General features: G+C 75.2%; 17 protein-coding genes. 9 read left to right on the top strand and 8 right to left on the bottom strand.

Going from position 1 to position 18,282, the window contains the following annotated elements; translation table 11 throughout:
* Positions 1-31 precede the first annotated feature (31 nt).
* Positions 32-259, top strand: coding sequence for a hypothetical protein (locus tag AB0G14_RS12135; RefSeq protein ID WP_357696580.1), 228 nt, complete (start codon positions 32-34; stop codon positions 257-259).
* Positions 260-264: 5 nt separating this feature from the next.
* Positions 265-771: a GNAT family protein gene (locus AB0G14_RS12140; protein ID WP_357696439.1), complete on the top strand. Its 507-nt coding sequence runs from the start codon at positions 265-267 to the stop codon at positions 769-771.
* Here AB0G14_RS12140 and AB0G14_RS12145 read toward each other — a convergent pair.
* The 3 genes from AB0G14_RS12145 to AB0G14_RS12155 all read right to left on the bottom strand — a co-directional run bounded on the left by AB0G14_RS12145 (position 761) and on the right by AB0G14_RS12155 (position 3,288).
* Entirely contained in the window at positions 761-2,182 is a 1,422-nt protein-coding gene (locus AB0G14_RS12145) for a WD40 repeat domain-containing protein (RefSeq protein ID WP_357696441.1), read from the bottom strand. The genes AB0G14_RS12140 and AB0G14_RS12145 overlap by 11 nt on opposite strands.
* Positions 2,182-2,697, bottom strand: a complete 516-nt coding sequence (locus AB0G14_RS12150; protein WP_357696443.1) for a SigE family RNA polymerase sigma factor — start codon at positions 2,695-2,697, stop codon at positions 2,182-2,184. Before AB0G14_RS12150 ends, AB0G14_RS12145 begins: the two co-directional genes overlap by 1 nt.
* Before the next feature lie 66 nt (positions 2,698-2,763).
* Positions 2,764-3,288 (bottom strand): DUF488 domain-containing protein, encoded by a 525-nt coding sequence (locus tag AB0G14_RS12155; protein WP_357696445.1) that lies wholly within the window; start codon positions 3,286-3,288, stop codon positions 2,764-2,766.
* 126 nt (positions 3,289-3,414) lie between these two features.
* Between AB0G14_RS12155 and AB0G14_RS12160 the strand changes: the two genes are divergently transcribed.
* The 3 genes from AB0G14_RS12160 (at position 3,415) to AB0G14_RS12170 (ending at position 7,596) form a co-directional block, all read left to right on the top strand.
* Positions 3,415-4,374, top strand: a complete 960-nt coding sequence (locus AB0G14_RS12160; RefSeq protein WP_357696447.1) for a hypothetical protein — start codon at positions 3,415-3,417, stop codon at positions 4,372-4,374.
* Positions 4,375-4,784: 410 nt separating this feature from the next.
* The gene (locus AB0G14_RS12165; protein WP_357696449.1) at positions 4,785-5,549 is read left to right on the top strand and encodes an LPXTG cell wall anchor domain-containing protein; all 765 of its coding nucleotides are present in this window, start codon (positions 4,785-4,787) and stop codon (positions 5,547-5,549) included.
* Positions 5,550-6,030: 481 nt separating this feature from the next.
* Positions 6,031-7,596: an aldehyde dehydrogenase family protein gene (locus AB0G14_RS12170; RefSeq protein WP_357696451.1), complete on the top strand. Its 1,566-nt coding sequence runs from the start codon at positions 6,031-6,033 to the stop codon at positions 7,594-7,596.
* Positions 7,597-7,653: 57 nt separating this feature from the next.
* On the opposite strand, the gene AB0G14_RS12175 is transcribed toward AB0G14_RS12170, so the two are convergent.
* Positions 7,654-8,715, bottom strand: coding sequence for a GNAT family N-acetyltransferase (locus tag AB0G14_RS12175; protein WP_357696453.1), 1,062 nt, complete (start codon positions 8,713-8,715; stop codon positions 7,654-7,656).
* 120 nt (positions 8,716-8,835) lie between these two features.
* Positions 8,836-9,540, bottom strand: coding sequence for an amino acid-binding protein (locus AB0G14_RS12180; protein WP_357696455.1), 705 nt, complete (start codon positions 9,538-9,540; stop codon positions 8,836-8,838).
* 150 nt (positions 9,541-9,690) lie between these two features.
* Here AB0G14_RS12180 and AB0G14_RS12185 point away from each other — a divergent pair, with 150 nt between their 5' ends.
* Positions 9,691-10,779 carry a phosphotransferase family protein gene (locus AB0G14_RS12185; RefSeq protein WP_357696457.1) on the top strand — a complete coding sequence of 363 codons (1,089 nt, stop codon included), beginning with the start codon at positions 9,691-9,693 and terminating at the stop codon, positions 10,777-10,779.
* Positions 10,779-12,002, top strand: coding sequence for an acyl-CoA dehydrogenase family protein (locus tag AB0G14_RS12190; RefSeq protein ID WP_357696459.1), 1,224 nt, complete (start codon positions 10,779-10,781; stop codon positions 12,000-12,002). Before AB0G14_RS12185 ends, AB0G14_RS12190 begins: the two co-directional genes overlap by 1 nt.
* Positions 12,003-12,187: 185 nt before the next feature.
* Here the strand turns inward: AB0G14_RS12190 and AB0G14_RS12195 are convergent, their stop codons facing one another.
* From AB0G14_RS12195 to AB0G14_RS12205, 3 genes are all read right to left on the bottom strand, one after another.
* Positions 12,188-13,234, bottom strand: coding sequence for a LacI family DNA-binding transcriptional regulator (locus tag AB0G14_RS12195; protein WP_357696461.1), 1,047 nt, complete (start codon positions 13,232-13,234; stop codon positions 12,188-12,190).
* A gap of 85 nt (positions 13,235-13,319) precedes the next feature.
* Complete coding sequence (locus AB0G14_RS12200) at positions 13,320-14,753, bottom strand: GH1 family beta-glucosidase (RefSeq protein ID WP_357696463.1); 1,434 nt, start codon at positions 14,751-14,753, stop codon at positions 13,320-13,322.
* A 182-nt stretch (positions 14,754-14,935) separates the two neighbouring features.
* Entirely contained in the window at positions 14,936-15,481 is a 546-nt protein-coding gene (locus AB0G14_RS12205; RefSeq protein ID WP_357696465.1) for a plasmid pRiA4b ORF-3 family protein, read from the bottom strand.
* 150 nt (positions 15,482-15,631) lie between these two features.
* On the opposite strand from AB0G14_RS12205, the gene AB0G14_RS12210 reads away from it, so the two are divergent.
* Positions 15,632-16,378, top strand: coding sequence for a pyrimidine reductase family protein (locus AB0G14_RS12210; protein WP_357696467.1), 747 nt, complete (start codon positions 15,632-15,634; stop codon positions 16,376-16,378).
* A 143-nt stretch (positions 16,379-16,521) separates the two neighbouring features.
* Positions 16,522-18,276, top strand: coding sequence for an ATP-binding protein (locus AB0G14_RS12215; RefSeq protein WP_357696469.1), 1,755 nt, complete (start codon positions 16,522-16,524; stop codon positions 18,274-18,276).
* Positions 18,277-18,282: the final 6 nt, after the last annotated feature.

Genomic DNA, 18,282 nt, shown 5'->3' on the forward strand with positions numbered 1-18,282 from the left:
GGTGACGACGAGCGACGCGGTGAGCGCCCCGGTGACGACGAGCGACGGGGTGCCGGCGGCGGGCGGCGGGGTGGCCGCCGACCCGTGGTGCGACCGGTGCGGCGAGCCGGCCGGCGCCGGTGCCCACGCGGCCTGCCGGGCGGCGCGCGAGCTGGAGCCGCCGCGGTACTGCGCGCGCTGCCGCCGCCGGATGAAGGTGCAGGTGCTGCCGGTCGGCTGGGCGGCGGTCTGCGTCGAGCACGGCGAGATCCGGGGCTGAGGGGGATGCTGCGGGGCAAGGCGGTCACGCTGCGTCCGGCCACCGCGGCCGACGTGCCGGCGCTCGCCGCGATCCGCGCCACCCCGCAGGTCCGGCGCTGGTGGCGCGGCGGCGACGACCTCGCTGCGGCCGTGCGGGCCGACCTGGCCGACGACGACCTGTCGGTGTACGCGATCGAGCACGACGACCGGGTGGTCGGCGCCATCCAGTGGTACGCCGAGGACGACCCGGACTACCGGCACGCCAGCCTGGACGTCTTCCTCGACCCGTCGGTGCACGGCCGGGGGCTCGGGCCGGACGCGATCCGCACCCTGGTCCGGCACCTGGTCGAGGCGCACGGGCACCACCGGTTCACCATCGACCCGGCGGCGGCCAACACCCCGGCCGTGCGCAGCTACGCCAAGGTCGGCTTCCGTCCCGTGGGCGTGCTGCGCCGCTACGAGCGCGGCGAGGACGGCCGCTGGCACGACGGGCTGCTGATGGACCTGCTCGCCGACGAGCTCACCGACTGACCGCCCGGCGCCGGCGCCGGCGCCAGCGCCACCACAGCACCGCCCCGGCGACCCCGCCGACCATCAGCAGCACCGGCACGGCCGGCAGCAGGACGAGCGGCCGGGCCGGGAACGCACGCGGGTCGGGGGGCGAGGCGCCGAACCGGCCGGCCTCCATCAGGTGGCGCGCCACGTCCATCGCCCGCACGCCGTCGGGCGGGTCGAGCAGCACCTGGACGCGCCCGTCGGGGCGCAGCGACACCAGCTGGACGTGGCCGGTCTCCCAGTAGCCGGTGTCGTCCCACTCGTTGCTCTCCCCCATGATCACGCCGGGCTTCGGGACGTACCTGAGCGCGACCAGGGCGCGGCCGTTGCGCCAGCCCAGCGCGCGCAGGGCCTGCCCCTCGGCCGGGGGCAGGGCGGGGCCGGTGCCGTCCCCGCCGGTCGCCGCGTCGACGTAGCCGGTCCGCCACGTGCGGGCGGCCCGCTGGTCGGCGTCGCACCCGCTCCGGCAGCCGTCGAGACGGAAGACGGCGACCGCCGAGCCGTCGGGGGTGAACGCGCCGACCCCGGCGAGCCGTTCGTCCGGCCCCAGCTCGCGGGACCAGGCGACCGTGCCGGCGCGGTCCAGCATGGTCAGCTCGCCGCCGGCGGCGACGGCGATCCGGGTGCCGTCCGGGGAGAACGCGGCCAGCGACCCGGTGCGTAGGCCCCACCGGTCGCCGAGGTCGCCCCCCACCCGACGGCTGGCGCCGGTGGCCAGGTCCAGCAGGAGCAACCGGCTGGGGTACACCCCGTCGCCGTCCGCGTCGGCGTCGGCGTGGGACAGCACGAGCAGGGCGTCGCCGCCCGGGGCCCAGGCGACCGGCGTGGTGCAGCAGGTGCTGTCCGCCCCGCCGGCGAAGGACCGCCGGTCGCCGGTGGTGAGGTCGGTGACGTGGACCCACCCGTCGGCGGAACCGTCCGCGACGTACCGGCTGTCCGGAGAGAGCAGCACGTCGATCCCGGCGCTGCGCTCGGCCTCGCCGTAGAGCATCATGCGGTACTTCCCACCCATGCCGAGCACCGCCACCTTGCCCTCGTGGTCGATCGGGTCGATGCCACGGAGGCCGAGGTGGTCGCCGCCGCTGAACAGCAGCGACGCTCGGCCGGGCGGATCCTGCTCGACGGTCGCCTGCCACATGTACGGCAGCCCGATCCGGTGCGGCACGGCGGCGGGCACGGCGCCCGTCATCGACCGCTGCTCGACGGCGCCGAGCGTCACCGGCACGCCGAGGGCGCAGGCCAGCACCACCACCAGCGACGCCACGGCGGCCCGCCGCCGCGCCCGCCGCCGCAGCCGCCGTCCCGCCGTCCACGGGTCGTCGCCCAGCCGGACCGGTGGCATCCGCTCGCCCAGATCCCGCAGCACGTTCCGCAGCTCCTCGCCCATCACGCCTCCCCCGCCGTCGCGCCGACCAGCTCGGCCAGTTCGGGAGCCTGCGTACGCAGCCGCGCCAGCGCGTCCCGGGTCTGGCTCTTGACGGTGGAGACCGAGCAGCCGAGCGTCTGGGCCGTCTCCACCTCGGTGAGGTCCTCGTAGAAGCGCAGCACCAGCACGGCCCGCTGCCGGGGCGCCAGCCGGGCCAGCGCCGCCCGCACCACCAGGGCGCGGGCGACGTCGGCGCTGCCGTCCGGCAGGGCCCGCTCCGGCGGCTCGGCCCGCAGGTCCACGCCCCGCCACCGGCGCCGCCACAGCGACACGTGCTGGCTGTACATGGTGCGCCGCACGTACGGGTCGGGATCGCCGGCCGCGCTGATCCGCTCCCAGTGCCGGGCGACCCGCACCAGGGTGAGCTGGACGAGGTCCTCGGCCTGGTGGCGGTCGCCGGTCAGCAGCCACGCCGCGCGGGACAGCGCCGCGATGCGCCCCGACACGTACGCGCGGAACGACTCCTCAGGGTCCACACCCCACCTCCCGACGGGGACCACGCGCGGCGACGCCCCGACGGGTGGGTCCGGTGGGACATTTTCTCAGCCGTCCCAGACGAGGTCGCCGCCGTCCAGCCGGCGGGCGCCGGCGGCGGGCCGGTGCGGGGCGAGCCGCCCGTCGGGCATCAGGTGGACCACCGGCACGCCGCGCCCCAGCGCGGCCACGTCGGCGACCAGTCGTCGGTGGCAGCGCCACCAGACGCTCTCGCTGCACATGACCGCCGTGGTCCGGGCCGCCGCGCCGGCGAGCACCGCGTCCAGCGCCGCCCGGAAGTCGGCGGTACGGGTGTACGCCGCGTACGCCCGGAAGGCGGCGACGGTCCACCAGCTGTCCGGCTCGGCGATGCCGGCCGGCGTGTGCCGCCGCCCGCCGAGGCGCTGCTCCCAGCGGTAGTCGATCCCGGCCGCCGGCAGCCAGCGTGCCAGCTCCTCACGGCGGACGTCGGGGTTGGTGCGGCTCGCGGGGAACCGCCGCACGTCCACGACGAGGGCAATCCCGGCGCCGGCGAGCAGCTCGCCCAGCCGCGCCCGGTCCGCCGCCCCGTGCCCCACCGTCAGCAACTCCACGTGGAGGGGATGCCCCGAATCCTGGACAGTTACCGTCCTCGGGAAACGGAAGCTGTCCAGGATCCGCGGGCCGGACGGTCGGGGATCCGGCGGCGCGGGGCCGGGCGGGCGGCGATGGTGGGACGGATGTGGCCCATCCTTCCCTCCGACGAGGCCGACGCGCTCGACTGGCTGGCGTTCGACCAGGCCGGCGTCGTCACCACCGCCCAGGCGACCCGGCTGCTGACCGAGGGCACCGTACGCGGACACGTCCGCTCCGGGCGCTGGCGCTCGATCTGCCGGGGCGTCCTGCTCACCGGCAACGGCCGGCTGACCCGGGACCAGCAGTTGTGGGTGGCCGTGCTCGCCACGGGTCCCGGGGCCGTGCTGGCCGGCGCGACGGCTGCCGCCGAGGCGGGCGTACGCGGACTGCGGCGGGATCCTCTGCACGTGCTCGTGCCGGCGCACCGGCGGGCGGGCCGCACGGTGCTGGGCCGGCTGCCGATCGACATGCCGGCGGTCGTCGTGCACCGCACGTCGGTGCTGCCGGCGGCGCATCTCCAGCGCGCCCGTCCGCCGCGGACCTGCACCGCCCGGGCACTGGTGGACGCCGCCGGCTGGGCCCGTACGGTCGATCAGGCGCAGGCGACGCTGGCGGCGGGCTGTCAGCAGCGACGGGTCACGCCGGAAGAGTTGTCGGCCGTGGTGGAGGCGCTACCCCGAGCCCGTCGGCGGGCGTTGATCCGGCAGACCGTAGCCGACATCTCCGGCGGTGCGGAGGCGCTCTCGGAGCTCGACTTCGTCCGGCTCTGCCGCCGCCACGGCCTGCCCGCGCCCGGCCTCCAGCAGCGGCGCGCCGACGCCGCCGGGCGCACCCGTTGGCTCGACGCGTACTGGCGGGAGTGGGGGCTGCACGTGGAGATCGACGGGGCCCACCACATGGACGTCCGGCACTGGGCGGCCGACATGAAGCGCCAGAACGACGTCTGGACCTCCGGGGACCGCATCCTCCGCTTCCCGGCGTGGCTGGTCCGCGCCCGCCCCGACGAGGTCGCCGACTCCGTCCGCCGGGCCCTCATCGCCGCCGGCTGGCGACCCGCGAAGTAAATCTTGGACAGTTCCCGCACCTCGCGAACGGGTACTGTCCAAGATCCGCGCGACCGGTGAGCATCAGGACGGTGGGGTGCCGTGAGAGCCCGGAGGGCTGGGGTCCGTGGCGGTGTGGGTGTCGTGTGAGAGCCCGGCGGGCCGGGGCCCGGGCCGGTGTGGGTGCCGTGACGACTGGCCAGGATGAACCGGTCCCAGCGCGGGCGCCGGGACGGAGCGTCGTCGGGGCCTATCGCGTTACATCGACACGCCTGCGAAGGGTGAGAAATTCCGACGCCGGGTCGCTCAATCTTGCCGCGTCGCCGCTGCTCAGGCCGATCGACCGATGTCCACGACCGTCACGCATTGTGCGATCATGTGCTGTCCCCTCGATCAACTCCAGAGGAGTCCTCATGGCACACCGTCGGCGCGTGGCGCGCGCTGCCGTTTCCACAGCCGCCGCTACGGCCCTTCTCGCTCTCGCCACCCCCGCCTGGGCCAGCAGCACGGCCCCGCTCCACCCGGCCCACCAGGGCTCGACGGCAGCCGCCTTCCAGCAGGAGTGCGACGACGAGCGCTTCGACGACCTCGCGGCCGGCCAGGACGGGTGGCACTTCGTGCTTCCCGGCGGCGGGAAGTCCGGGAGCTTCGAGAGCATCACCCTGACCTTCGACAACGGCACCGGCCCGGTGACCGTGAAGGTGCCGGACGCCTCCGACGCCTACCCCGACTACCTCTACTCCGCGGGCGGCCGGGTCATCCACGCCTACGTGTTCACGCCGGCCGGGTGGACCCTGGTCGACGGCACCGCCACGATCAGCGGCGAGGCCGACCGGTTCAACCTGAGCCACACCTGCGCCGGGACCGCCCCGACGCAGTCGCCGACCCCCAGCCCGTCGGCGTCGGCCTCCCCGTCGCCGTCCACCTCGGTGTCGCCCTCGACGTCGGTGTCCCCGTCGGAGTCCACCTCCCCGAGCGGGTCCGTCTCGCCGTCGGAGTCGGTCTCGCCGTCGACGTCGGTCACGCCGTCGGAGAGCACGGGCGGCAGCGGTGGTGGCGACGACGAGAACGAGGGCGGCCTGCCGCTGACCGGCGTGGCGACGACCAGCATCGCGCTGGGCGGCCTCGTCCTGATCGGTGGCGGCGCGCTGCTGATGCTGCGCCGCCGGCGCGACAACGTCACCTTCACCAGCTGATCCCACCTGAGCCCGACCGGCCGCCGGACACCTCGTCCGGCGGCCGGTCGCCGTTTCCACCCCCAGCCGTCGCACCCGGCGCCTCCCGTGGGGCTGCTTCCGGTCTCGTCCCGGGCCGGCCGGCCGCCGTTCCGCCCGTCGGCGGCGCCAATCGGCGGCCCCTCGGCCGGCGCCATTTCCCGACCTGGCGGCTGGCGCGTCGATCCGCCGGAGCCGCTTGAGCGCACTGACGGGCGAGCCGGTCGACGCCACCCGGACGTGCATCACATCATCCAAGCCTATGCATGTCCTGCCCGCGTACGACCAGCTCAGGGCCGGGGATCGTGGCCGGGAGGTCGCGCCGCGGCCGGCCGGGCGCGGGCCGGGCGTTCCGGCATACGAACGTACGGTTGCCGCGCCGCTTTCCGGCGCGCGACAGTACGCGACACCAGCGGTGCCATCGACGCCGCCGCTCCCCCGGCCACACCCTGAGGAGATCGCGATGGCTCTACGACTTGCCGACGGCACCGCCTGGTCCGACACCCTCGCCCGCGCGGTGGCCGCCGCGCCGGAGGCGTTCGGCGCCCCGGTCGACGGCGTCACCACGCTGCACAACCTCGTGCGCGGCGACTGGCACGCGGTGGGCACGCCCAGCCCGGTCCGCACGCCGGTCGACAACACCGTGCTGGTCAACCTGCCCCGCCTCGACGCGGAGACCGCCCGCGCCGCGGTCGCGCACGCCGCCGCCGCGCACCGCGTCTGGGCCGACACCCCGCTCGCCGAGCGCAAGGCCCGGGTCACCGACGCGCTGGACGCCCTCACCGCCCACCGCGACCTGCTCGCCCTGCTGCTGGTCTGGGAGATCGGCAAGCCGTGGCGGCTGGCCTGCGCCGACGTGGACCGGGCGCTGGACGGCGTCCGCTGGTACGTCGGCGAGATCGACCGGATGCTCGCCGACGGCCGGGAGCCGCTGCCCGGGCCGGTCAGCAACATCGCGTCGTGGAACTACCCGATGAGCGTGCTCGTGCACGCCGAGCTGGTGCAGCTGCTCGCCGGCAACGCGGTGATCGCCAAGACCCCGTCGCAGGGCGGCGCGGTCTGCCTCACCGTCGCGCACGCCCTGATGCACCGGGCCGGGCTGCCCGCCACCCTGGTCTCCGGCGGCGGCGAGGAACTCTCCGAGGTGCTCGTCCGGGCCCCGGAGGTCGGCGCGGTGGCGTTCGTCGGCGGCCGCTCCAACGGCGGCAAGGTGGCCGCGGCGCTACTCGACTCCGACAAGCGGCACTTCATCGAGCAGGAGGGCCTCAACGCCTGGGGCATCTGGAACTTCTCGCAGTGGGACCTGCTCGCCGGGCACCTCAAGAAGGGCTTCGAGTACGGCAAGCAGCGCTGCACCGCGTACCCGCGCTTCGTGGTCCAGCGGGACCTCGTCGACGAGTTCCTCGACATGTACCTTCCGGTGGTGCGCTCGGTCCGGTTCGGACACCCGCTCGCCGTCGGCGACGACTGGGCCGCCGGGGACCCGCTGCCCGAGCTGGACTTCGGCCCGCTGATCAGCGCCGCCAAGGCCGACGAGCTGCGCCGCAAGGTCGACGAGGCGGTACGCGGCGGCGCGGTGCCGCTGCACCGGGGCAAGCTCGCCGGCGCGCCGTTCCTGGACGGGCAGGACACCTCCGCGTACGTGGCGCCGTCGGTGCTGCTGGCCCCGCCCGGCCGGTCCCGGCTGATGCACGCCGAGCCGTTCGGCCCGGTCGACACCATCGTGGTGGTGGACACCACCGACGAGCTGCTGGCCGCGATGAACGCCTCCAACGGCGCGCTGGTCGCCTCGCTGGCCTGCGACGACGAGGAGCTGGCCGGGAAGCTGGCGGTCGACCTCCAGGCGTTCAAGGTGGGCATCAACAAGCCGCGTTCCCGGGGCGACCGGGAGGAGCCGTTCGGCGGCCGGGGCGCGTCCTGGAAGGGCGCCTTCGTGGGCGGCGACCTGCTGGTGCAGGCGGTCACCCAGGGCGGCGGCGGTCGCCTCTACGGCAACTTCCCCGACTACAGCAGCTACCCCACGACCTGAGGCGCGCGGAAGGTCCCCTGCCGACGCCTGGCAGGGGGCCTTCCCGTACCGGAGGCGTCAACACGGTGCCCTTCCCTCCACGGCGGCGCCGGCGGCGAGCGGGACGGTGAGGGTGAGCAGGGCACCGTCGCGCTCGGTCGGCGTGGGCCGGCCGAGTCTCCGCAGGGTGCGCAGCATCGGGGCGTTCTCCGCGTGGACGTGCAGCACCAGGGCCGCGTACCCGGCCTGATCGGCGTGCCGGACCAGCCTGCGCAGCAGGGCCGAACCGAGCCCCCGCCGCTGCCAGTCGTCCCGGACCAGCAGCGCCACCTCCGCCTCGTCGCCCTCGGCGAGCAGGTTCGCCATCGCCAGCACCGTCTCCGTCGGCCCGGCGTCGCCGCCGGCCGTGGCGAGCAGGGTCAGGCCCCGGGCCGGCTCCAGCAGCCGGCGCAGCCGGGCCGCCGAGGGCACCACCGCGCCGCCCAGGTAGCGGCGGTACCGGCTGCGCGCCGAGCACCCCTCGTGCAGCTCGACCACGCCCGCCAGGTCGTCGGCACCCGCCGGGCGTACGGCCGCCTCGGTCCCGTCGGGCAGCACCAGGGTGACCTGCTCGGCGGCCCGACGTGCGGCCGTGGCCGACAGCTCCAGCAGGGCCTGCGCCCGGGCGTACTCGGCCGGGGTGAAGTCCGGGGCGACGCGGCGCAGGGTGAACGCGCCGCCGCCCGGGTCGGCCAGCAGCATGGTGGTGCCGGTGATCCCGGCACCGGCGCCGGCCGGCGCGGGCCGCCAGCTGACCATGTCCGCGCCGAGCAGGGTGCGCAGCGCGTCCCCGGCCGCGTCCGGGTCCCGCACGAGGCGGTTGGCCAGGCCGAGCACCCGGGTGGGCTGGTCGGCCAGCCCGCGCGCCTCGCTGCGCGCGACCCAGCAGTCCCGGCCCCGCCCCCGCTCCACGGCGGCGACGAGGTCGGCCTCGCCGAGCGCGTCCGGCGCGTCGACCAGGAAGTCGTCGACCGCGCCCCGCTCGGTGGTGTGCACCTGCACGGCGAGGATGTTGACCCCGCGCAACGCCAGGCTGGCCGTGAGCACGGACAGGTAGCCGGGCCGGTCGTCCACGGTCGCCCGGATCCGCCACAACGTCATGGTTGCCTCCCTTTCCCCGTACGACCCTCGCCGCTGGCTGTTGCGGGCCGGTTGCCCCGGGGTGACGGCCCGGATCGGCCGCCGCGACCTGCGCCACAGTGACCGGCGGGCGGGCCGGGCTCAGGGGTTCGCCGCCGCCGGCGGAGCTCCGACCAGGTCGAGCCGGTCGCCGAGGATCACCGCGCCGGCCCGGACGAGCTGCGCCAGCCGGTCCACCTCGGTGGCGTGGAACGCCGCCGCGGCCGGCGTCCCGGTGCGCTCGCGGGCCACCACCAGCACCAGGCCGGCCCGGCCGAACGGCGCGACCGCGAAGTGTTCACCGTCGGGCGCGGTCATCGCCCGGGCGCGCAGCGGGGTCACCTCGGGCAGCCGTGTCGGTACGGGTGCGCGCCAGCTCGCGTAGGCGACGGTCGCCTCCCCCGTGGTGCCGGTCCGCGCGGCCCAGTCCACGGGCACCACCGCGGCCACGGCCCAGTCGGCGGCGAGCAGCCCGGGCACGGCGTCGACCAGGGTGGCCACCCCCTCGGCGGGGTTCGCCGCGACCTGGGCCAGCAGTTCGGCGTCCTGCCCGGTGGTGGTGGGCGCGCCGATCGCCCGCCACACCCCGTCCACCCGGACCCCGGGGATCGCGGCCAGGCCGGCCAGCAGCCGCTCCACCCGCGCCGCGCCCGGCCAGACCACGGTGAAGTCGTCCACCGCCCGACCGCCGAGCCGCTCCAGGACGACCACCTGGACGATGTCCGCACCGGACACGCCCATGGTGCGCGCCACCTGACCGAGCGTGCCCGGACGGTCCGGCAGGGTGACCCGAACTCGCAGCAACATGTCTGAACCCTCCGCTCGGCGGGCCGGCACCGCTGGCCGGCAGGCTGGGCACCAGCCTGACCCGTGGCCGTTTCGCCCCTGTTGCAGCGGCATGTCCCGAGGGTCAAATCCGACCTTGACAACCTGGCGGAGCTGCCATCAACTAGTCGGATGACCGAGCCGGCCGTCGACGCGTACGGGCCGGGAAACGGCCCCGCCCCCGCCACCTCGCCCCGGGGGTTGGATCTCGACCGGCTCGCCGGCTACCTGGCGCAGCACCGGCCCGAGCTGGCCGACGGTCCGCTGCGGGCCCGGCTGATCGCCGGCGGCAAGTCCAACCTGACCTACCTGCTGCACGCCGGCGGGCAGGAGGTCGTGCTGCGCCGCCCGCCGCTCGGGCACGTGCTGGCCACCGCGCACGACATGGCCCGGGAGCACCGGGTGATCTCCGCGCTGGCGCCGACCGACGTGCCGGTGCCGCGGGCGCTGCTGCTGTGCGCGGACCCCGAGGTGATCGGCGCGCCCTTCTACCTGATGGAGCGGGTGCGCGGCGAGGTGTTCCGCACCCGCGCCCAGACGGACCCGCTCACCGCCGGCCAGCGGCGGGAGCTGGCGATGGCGATGATGGACACCCTCGCCGCCCTGCACGCCGTCGAGCCGGCGTCGGTGGGGCTGGGCGACTTCGGCCGGCCGGAGGGCTACCTCGCCCGGCAGGTCCGCCGCTGGTCCGGCCAGCTCGACCGCTCCCGCAGCCGGCCGCTGCCCGGCATCGAGGAGCTGCGCGACCGGCTCGCCGCCACCGCGCCGGAGGGCGCCGACGCGGGCCGGATCGTGCACGGCGACTACCGGCTGGACAACCTCCTCGCCACCGTCGACCCGGTGGCCGTCCGGGCGGTGCTCGACTGGGAGATGGCCACCCTCGGCGACCCGCTGGCCGACCTCGGGCTGCTGTTGACCTACTGGGACGTGCTCGGCGGCAGCGACTCGGCCGCCGGCAACCCGGTCGCCGACGGGCTCGGCCCGCGCGCCGGCTTCCCCACCGGGTCGGAGCTGATCGAGCGGTACGCCGGGCTCGGCGACGTCGACGTCGGGCCGCTGCACTGGCACGTCGCGCTCGGCTGCTTCAAGCTCGCGGTGATCTGCGAGGGCATCCACTACCGGCACACGCTCGGGCAGACGCTCGGCGAGGGCTTCGACCGGATCGGCGACATGGTGGCACCGCTGGTCGAGCACGGGCTGACCGCCGCCGGGGAGCGGTGATGGACTTCGCGTACGACGCCCGCACGGAAGCGCTGCGGGCCGAGCTGACCGAGTTCCTGGAGCAACACGTCTGTCCCGCCGAGCCGGTGCACGCCGCGCAGGTCGCCGCCGCCGGTGATCCGTGGGCGCGGCCGCCGGTGCTGGCGGAGCTGAAGGCCGAGGCGCGCAGGCGCGGCCTGTGGAACCTCTTCCTCCCCGACCCGCGCCACGGCGCCGGGCTGACCAACCTCCAGTACGCCCCGCTGGCCGAGCTGACCGGGCGCAGCCCACACCTCGCGCCGGAGGCGGTCAACTGCGCCGCGCCGGACACGGGCAACATGGAACTGCTCGCCGAGTTCGGCTCGCCGGAGCAGCAGGAGCGCTGGCTGCGGCCCCTGCTGGAGGGCGAGATCCGTTCGGCGTTCTGCATGACCGAGCCGGAGGTCGCCTCCTCGGACGCGACCAACATCGCCACCCGGATCACCCGGGACGGCGACCACTACGTGGTCAACGGGCGCAAGTGGTGGTCGTCGGGGGCGATGGACCCGGCCTGCGAGATCTTCGTCGTGATGGGCAAGACCGACCCGGGGGCCGACCGGCACCGCCAGCAGAGCATGATCCTGGTGCCGCGGGACACCCCCGGCGTCTCGGTCCGCCGGGGCATGACGGTGTTCGGCTACAGCGACGCCCCGCACGGCGGGCACGCCGAGATCGACTTCACCGACGTCCGGGTGCCGGCGGAGAACCTGGTCGGGGCGGAGGGCTCCGGCTTCGCGATCGCCCAGGCCCGGCTCGGCCCCGGCCGGATCCACCACTGCATGCGGCTGGTCGGCATGGCGGAGCGGGCCCTCGAGCTGCTCTGCCGGCGGGTCACCGAGCGGGTCGCGTTCGGCCGGCCCCTCGCCGAGCAGGGCGTCGTGCGCGAGTGGATCGCCGAGTCCCGGGTGCGCATCGAGCAGGCCCGCCTGCTGGTGCTCAAGACCGCCTGGCTGATGGACACCGTGGGAAACAAGGGCGCGCACACCGAGATCCAGGCCATCAAGATCGCCACGCCGGCGATGGCCGAGTGGGTGATCGACAAGGCCATCCAGGCGTACGGCGCCGCCGGCGTCAGCCAGGACACCCCGCTGGCCGCTCTCTGGGCCCAGGCCCGCACCCTGCGCCTGGCCGACGGCCCGGACGAGGTGCACCGCGCCAGCCTCGCCAAGCGCGAACTCCGCCGCTGGTCCCCTCCCTCCACCTGACAAACCCCACCGCGCCCCCACCCCGCCCCGCCGCCGCCCCCGCCCCCGCACTCCCGCGCGGGCCCCATCCCACGCACCGTTTCCAGCGTCGATCTTGCACTTTCGGCCCTTGTTTTGCGATCAATGTCTGCAATGCCCGGGCAGTAAGTGCAAGATCGCGGGGCGGGGGGGGTGGGGAGCGGGGGTCAGGAGGTGGCGCGGTTGATTAGTTTGGTGTCCAGGAGGAGGTGGGGGGACGGGAGCTTCTCGCCGCGGATGCGGGAGACCAGCAGGCGGGCCATCTGCCGGCCCATCTCCTCCACCGGCTGGAAGACCGTGGTCAGCGGCGGGTCGGACTGCCGGGCGATCGGGGCGTCGTCGAAGCCGACCACCGCCACGTCCTCCGGCACCCGCCGGCCCGCCTCGCGCAGCGCCCGCAGCGCGCCGAACGCCATCAGGTCGGAGGCGACGAAGACGGCGTCGAGGTCGGGGCAGACCTCCAGCAGCCGCCGCATCCCGGTCGCCCCGCTGTCCTCGCTGAAGTCCCCGTACGCGATCAGGTCGGGGTCGACCCCGCCCCCGGCGGCCTGGACCGCCTCCTTGTAGCCGGTCAGGCGGGCCAGGCCGGCGCCCATGTCCTGTGGGCCGGCGATGGTGGCGATGCGCCGCCGCCCCCGGCCGGCCAGGTGTTCCACCGCCTGGCGGGCGCCGCCGACGTTGTCCACGTCGACGTAGTACCCGGGCTGCGCGCCGGGCACGAGCATCCGGGCCGGCCGCCCGCCCAGCACAGTGGGCAGGCCGCGCTCCTCCAGCAGGGTGGGCAGCGGGTCGGAGTCGTGCAGCGACAGCAGCAGGACCCCGTCGACGTGCTGGTTGGTCAGGTGGTGCTCGACCCGCTCCCGCTCGATCGGCGACTGCACCATGGCGAGCCAGAGCTGCAGCCGGGTCTCCAGCAGCCCCGAGCTGACGCCCCGGACGATGCCGGCGAAGAACGGCTCGGTGAAGACCCGGTCGCCGGACTCGGAGACGACCAGGGCGATGGAGTCGGTGCGCTGGGTGACCAGGGCGCGGGCGGCGCGGTTCGGCACGTACCCCAGCTCGGCGATGGCCTGCTGCACCGCGGCGCGCGCCTCGGGGCTCACCTGCGGTGAGCCGTTGACCACCCGGGAGACCGTCCCGCGGCCGACGCCGGCGCGGGCGGCGACGGCGTCGAGGGTCGGGCGCCCGAGCGACCGGGTGCGCTGCGTTGTCATCGTCTGCTCCTCCGACGGCGGGCCGGCCCCGGCCACACCCCGGGCGGGTGGTTGCCGGGGCCGCCCGTTGATGGCTGGCCCTCGCCTATTGTGCGGCCAGACCGTTGCGTCGGATCACCTCGGCGTACCACCTGGCGCTGGACTTGGGGATCCGGGCCTGGCTGTCGTAGTCGACGTAGACCATCCCGAATCGCTTGGTGTAGCCCCAGGCCCACTCGAAATTATCCATCAGCGACCAGGCGAAGTAGCCGCGCAGAGGAACGCCGGCCCCGATCGCCTCGTGCGCGGCGCGCAGGTGGGCGTCGAAGTACGCCACCCGGTCGACGTCGTCGACCCGCCCGTCGACCACCGCGTCGACGAAGGCGGAGCCGTTCTCGGTGACGTAGAGCGGGAGGTCCGTGTACTCCTCGTGGACCCGGCGCAGCGTCTCCACGAGGCCCGGGGCGTCGATCTCCCAGTCCATGTCGGTGACCGGGACGCCCCGGGTGACGAAGCGGACATCCTCACTGCCTGGCCAGCAGGACGGCGCCCGCCAGTACGGCTCCGGCTCGGCGCCCGCCATCGGGGCGGCGACGACGTGGCGGCTGTAGTAGTTGACGCCGACCAGGTCCAGCGGGGTGGCGATGGTCGCCAGGTCGCCCTCGCGTACGTGCCCGAAGTCGGTGACCCGGGCGAGGTCGGCCGTCAGGTCCGCCGGGTACGACCCGCGCAGCAGCGGGTCGAGGAAGAACCGGTTGGCCAGCCCGTCGATGCGCCGCGCGGCGTCGACGTCGGCGGACGCGTCGCTGGCCGGGGTGACCGGGTAGAGGTTGACCGTCACCCCGACCTCGGCGGCCGGCCGGGCCGCGCGCAGCGCCTGCACGGCGAGGCCGTGGCCGAGCATCAGGTGGTGCCCGGCCCGGACGGCGTCGGCCCCGTCGGAGCGGCCCGGCGCGTGCACGCCGGAGCCGTAGCCGAGGAACGCGGAGCACCACGGCTCGTTCAGCGTGGTCCAGTAGCGCACCCGGTCGCCGAGCGCGTCGGCGACCAGCGTGGTGTAGTCGGCGAACCGGGCTGCGGTGTCCCGGGCCGGCCAGCCGCCCGCGTCCTCCAGCGGCTGCGGCAGGTCCCAGTGGTAGAGGGTGAGCCAGGGCTCGATCCCGTGCGCCAGCAGCTCGTCGACGAGCCGCGAGTAGAAGTCGAGCCCCTCGGCGTTGGCCGGGCCGGCGCCGCCGGGCTGGACCCGGGGCCAGGAGACCGAGAACCGGTACGACTTCAGCCCCAGCTCCGCCATCAGCGCGACGTCGGCGCCGAGGCGGTGGTAGTGGTCGCAGGCCACGTCGCCGGTGTGCCCGGCGACCACCCGGCCGGGGGTGTGGCTGAAGGTGTCCCAGATCGACGGGGTCCGGCCGCCCTCGGCCGCCGCGCCCTCGATCTGGTACGCGGCGGTCGCCGCGCCCCAGAGGAAGCCGGGCGGGAAGATCAGCGGCGGGCGGTCGTCGAGGACGCCGACGGCGGGCGGGGTGGCGGGATTGCTCACGACGTGACGGCACCTTCCATGATCCCGCGCAGTGTCGCGGGAGGACGACGGGAACCCAGGGGCCTGCGGCGCTGCCACGAGCATGTCGGGGGCCGTGGGGGGTGTCAACGAACGAATGGGAGCGTTCCCAGATCGTTACCGCGGCCGTCGCCCCGCGACTCGGAGCCGGCCGGCGGCGGCGTTCAGCAGAAGCGGCGCAGCAGGGTGGCGACCCGGCCGGCGTCGAAGGCGGCCGGGTCGAAGTGCTCGCCCACCCAGTCCCGCATCGACCGGTGCTCGGGGTGGCCCGGGTCGGCCACCGCCGCCAGCAGGGCCTGGTAGCCGACCGGCCCACCCACGTCCTCCGGCGGGCATGCCCGCTCCCCGTCCAGACAGGACGGGTAGCGCTCGTCGGGGTCGGCGGTGAAGGCGTCCTCCACCACCAGGTCGTGCTCCCACCAGTCGCCGAAGTCGTAGGTGTAGTGGAACCGGCTGCCCTTGCCGACCACCGCGTCGAGCCGGACGTCCAGCTCGTCGCGCAGGGCCAGCTCGCCGTCGGCGTCGGGCTCGCCGTACTGCCGGCCCTCGATCTCGAACGAGTGCAGGTGGCAGTCCCGCCAGCCCATGCCGTGCTGCACCACCCGGTGCACCCGGTCCAGCGTGTAGCCGCCCGGGACGAGCACCCGGCGCCAGACGGACGGCCGGACCCCGGCCAGGGAAATCTTCAGCTGGAAGATCTGACGCGGCATGCTGTCCCATCCTTCCTCGGCATAGGCTGCGAGCATGATCTGCCGAGCGTGCCGGGCGAGGCGGCACGACGACTGTCCGGGGCGGAACTGGTGCGACTGCCAGCACCGTACCCCCCGACCCACCCCTCCGGTCACCGGTCCGGCCGGCGAATGAGCGTCGGAATCCCGATTTCGGCGCTCTGGCCCGACCCGTCGGCGCAGCCGCTGGACGACGCCGCGCTCACGGCCCGCTACGGGCGCGCGGACCGCCCCCACCTGCGGGTGAACTTCGTGACGAGCGTCGACGGCGCGGTCGCCGTCGACGGTTACTCCGCCGGGCTCTCCGGCGAGCCGGACAAGCGCGTCTTCGGCCTGCTGCGGATGCTCTGCGACGCCCTCGTCGTGGCCGCCGGCACCCTGCGGCACGAGGGCTACCGCGCGGTCCGGCTCGACGAGCGGCGCCGGGCGTGGCGCCGGGAGCACGGCCTGCCCGAGTACCCGACCCTGGTCGTCGTCTCCGGCTCGCTCGACCTCGACCCGGCGCAGGCCGCGTTCGCCGACGCGCCGGCGCGGCCCGTCGTGCTCACCCGGTCCGACGCGGCGGCGCCGCCCGGCCTGACCGACGTCGCCGACGTGGTGCGCTGCGGCGACGACCGGGTGGACCTCGCCGCGGGCCTGGCCGAGCTGCGCCGCCGCGGCTTCGACCAGGTGCTCTGCGAGGGCGGGCCGCGGCTGTTCGGCGCGCTCACCGCCGCCGACCTGGTGGACGAGGTCTGCCTCACCGTCGCCCCGCTGCTCGCCGGGGCGGGCCCGGGGCGGATCACCGCCGGGGACGCCAGCGAGGTGCGCCACCTGCCGCTGCGGCACGTGCTGGCCGCCGCCGACGGCGTCCTCATGCTCCGCTACGCCCGCGACTGAGCGTGGTCGGGCGGGCACCCTGCGACGGGGTGGCGGGCCGGGTGCGTGGCGTCCGCCGCGTCGCGTGGCAACCTGTCGTACTCCTGCGGCAGGATGCACCACGTGTGCCCCGACCGCGACGACCAGCCGACCGGAGTTGCCCGATGACTGACGACGGGTTCGACGGCCCGGGCGAGGAGGTCGGCCGGGTGCTGGGCACGGCCGACGCCACCCCCCTGCAGTTCTGGACGGCGGTCTCCCCCGGCAGCTACCTCCAGCTCGACGACGTCGTGGTGACCCGCCGGGAGCTGCCCGACCGCGAGCCGGTGACGATCGCCGGGGTGGTCACCCAGGTGCGCGCCCGGCACGAGGGCGCCCAGTTCGACTCCGACGTCTTCGCCATCGCCGACGGCACGCTGCCGGCGCAGGTGCAGGAGGCCGCCGAGATCACCACCACCCGCGTCGACCCGGAGCTCTACGTGCCGCCGTCGCCCGGTGCGGTGGTGCACCGCGCCGAGGGCGACGCCCGGGCGCGGGCGCTGCACTTCGACCGGATGGAGCGGCGGATCCCGATGGGGATGGGCCGCGACGGGGTGCCGGTCTACCTCAACGCCGACTTCCTCGACGGCAGCCGGGGCGCGCACGTGTCGATCTCCGGCATCTCCGGCGTCGCCACGAAGACGAGCTTCGCCACCTTCCTGCTCTACTCGGTCTTCCGCTCCGGGGTGCTCGGCGGCGACGCCGTCAACGCCAAGGCGCTCATCTTCAACGTCAAGGGCGAGGACCTGCTCTTCCTCGACCATCCCAACACCCGGCTCGACGACGCCACCCGCGCCGCGTACGCGAAGCTCGGCCTGACCGCCGGCGCGTTCCCCGACGTGCGGGTCTACGCCCCGCCCAGGGTCGGCGACTCCTCCGGCACGCCCGACGTGAGCAGCCGGCTCACCGGGGTGGACAGCTTCTACTGGACGCTCGCCGAGTTCTGCGCCGACCGCCTGCTGCCCTACGTCTTCGCCGACGCCGACGACGAGCGCCAGCAGTACACGATGGTCGTCCACTCGGTCGCCGCCCACCTGGCCCGGCACGCCCAGCCCGCCGACGGCGGGGTGAGCATCGACGGGGTGCGGCTCGGCTCGTACGCCGACCTGGTCGACCACGTCGTCGAGCAGCTCAACGACGACGAGACCCGCTCCGACTGGGCCGGCAGCGCTGTCGGGCTGGGCACGGTCAACGCGTTCGCCCGCCGGCTGATCGGCAGCAAGAAGGACCTGTCCCGGCTGATCCGGGGCGACCTGGCCACCCGCCGCCCACACTCGATCAACACCGCCGAGAGCGCCCAGGTCACCGTGGTCGACCTGCACAACCTGCCGGACCGCGCGCAGCGGTTCGTGGTCGGCGTGACGCTCAAGAGCGAGTTCGAGCGCAAGGAGAAGGCCGGCACCGCCAAGCCGCTGCTCTTCGTGGTGCTCGACGAGCTCAACAAGTACGCCCCCCGCGAGGGCTCCTCCCCCATCAAGGAGGTGCTGCTCGACATCGCCGAGCGGGGCCGCTCGCTCGGGGTGATCCTGGTCGGCGCCCAGCAGACGGCGAGCGAGGTGGAGCGGCGGATCGTCACCAACTCGGCGATCCGGGTGGTCGGCCGGCTCGACCCGGCCGAGGCGTCCCGCCCGGAGTACGGCTTCCTGCCGCCCGCCCAGCGGCAGCGCGCGCTGCTGGCCAAGCCCGGCACGATGTTCGTCAACCAGCCCGACATCCCGGTGCCGCTCTGCCTGGAGTTCCCGTTCCCGGCCTGGGCCACCCGGGTCTCCGAGGCCGGCCGGGCACCGTCGGAGACGCTCCGGTCGATCACCCAGTCCGTCGACCCGTTCGCGGTGGTGGGCTCCGGCGGCGGCGCCAGCGACGACGACATCCCGTTCTAGGGGGAG

Origin of the sequence: Micromonospora sp. NPDC023814 (assembly GCF_040639595.1) — a bacterium.
GTDB lineage: Bacteria > Actinomycetota > Actinomycetes > Mycobacteriales > Micromonosporaceae > Micromonospora.